This is a genomic window from Caballeronia choica, from assembly GCF_001544535.1.
Classification (GTDB): Bacteria; Pseudomonadota; Gammaproteobacteria; order Burkholderiales; family Burkholderiaceae; genus Caballeronia; species Caballeronia choica.
On sequence record NZ_FCON02000514.1, the window covers coordinates 1 to 931 of the forward strand.

General features: G+C 53.2%; 2 protein-coding genes. Both read left to right on the plus strand.

Going from position 1 to position 931, the window contains the following annotated elements; translation table 11 throughout:
* Positions 1 to 234, plus strand: a 234-nt coding sequence (locus tag AWB68_RS45410; protein WP_125483323.1) for a DDE-type integrase/transposase/recombinase, incomplete at its 5' end; no start/stop codon positions are given.
* A 577-nt stretch (positions 235 to 811) separates the two neighbouring features.
* Positions 812 to 931, plus strand: a 120-nt coding sequence (locus AWB68_RS45415) for a type II toxin-antitoxin system CcdA family antitoxin (protein ID WP_200828993.1), incomplete at its 3' end; no start/stop codon positions are given.

The following is a 931-nucleotide window of genomic DNA, read 5'->3' on the forward strand; positions in this document are numbered from 1 at the left end:
GAGCGGGAAACACCGATCAAGATTCGGCAGAACAAGTATCTGAACAATGTTGTCGAGCAAGATCATCGGGCGATCAAACGACGCACGCGGCCTATGCTCGGCTTCAAGAATTTTCGTTGCGCCCGGATCCTGTTGAGCGGCATCGAGCTCATGCACATGATCACCAAGGGCCAAATGCAAGACCGAGGCATCGGATGCACTTATGCCCAGCAGTTTTACTTACTGGCAGCATAAGCAATCCTACTTATACTGCCGTTTGTTCGCCATCTTTCACTTACCGCGACAAAACCAGTTGCCTTGCACTCGCGCAGGGGGACTTAGCCACACCTCGAAGACGTTAGGAGGACCCGGGTCCGAGACGATCGATACCGACATTTGCGGCGTAGCGTTGATCCGGGCTCAAAAGAAAACGCCCACGCTATTCACGCAGGCGTTTCCGTGGCCCCGCTACCGCGCCCGACGAACGATTTCTCGTCCGCTTCTGCTTCAGGGCCGGCTTCCGCGCGGCTCCCTTTCAGTATAGAGCGCGCAGCGCGATTTCCAAGTCGACAAAACTAGCGTTCGGATGACACGGTTCGCAGTTGGATCGGCCGACGGACTGAATACTTTTCCTAAAAAACAACTAAACGAGATATTTCTATCTCTAATGGATTACATAGACTGGCTGACTGTTTACGTGGAAAGTGTCTTGACGCTGTGAGGAAAGCCGGCCATGCCGTTCAGTCAGACAAAACCCGCAACCGCTTTGCACCGGTTCAATGTGGGTTAAAATGTCGAAAAATATGCGCATGATTATCGACAAGGAGGTCGTATGGCTCATGCAACCGCGACAACGCCGCGCAAGGCAACTAACATAACCCTGGCGCTCGACGTCTACGAACGTGCCAAAGATCTTGGGATCAACTTTTCGCGCACCTGTGAACAGGCGCTG